A 304-nucleotide genomic window follows, 5' to 3' on the forward strand; every position below is an offset into this window, starting at 1 on the left:
GAAGTGGAAAAGAAGAATTACCTTGATCTTCCGCCGTCATTCAGGCCGTTATGGTTACCGTCGGATTACGGATGTACTCCAGGCAAAAGGGTATGACATCAATAAAAAGAAAGTCCTTCGCATTATGAAAGCCCTAGGGCTCCAGTGCCTGGTAAGAAAGAAGAAATACCGGTCTTATGAAGGGGAAGTTGGAAAAGCGGCGCCCAACACCCTCGACCGAAAATTCATGGCATCGAAACCGAACCAAAAATGGGTAACCGATGTGACGGAATTCAAGATTGCCGGACAGAAACTGTACTTGTCC

The 304-nt window shown here is 46.7% G+C and carries 1 protein-coding gene; it reads left to right on the forward strand.

The features are described 5' to 3' along the window. Positions 1–304 (forward strand): IS3 family transposase (locus tag ACNA6I_RS23095; protein ID WP_416314234.1); only part of this gene is annotated, 304 nt, incomplete at both ends.

Origin of the sequence: Rossellomorea sp. FS2, assembly GCF_047915635.1 — a bacterium.
In the GTDB taxonomy this organism is placed as follows: domain Bacteria; phylum Bacillota; class Bacilli; order Bacillales; family Bacillaceae_B; genus Rossellomorea; species Rossellomorea marisflavi_A.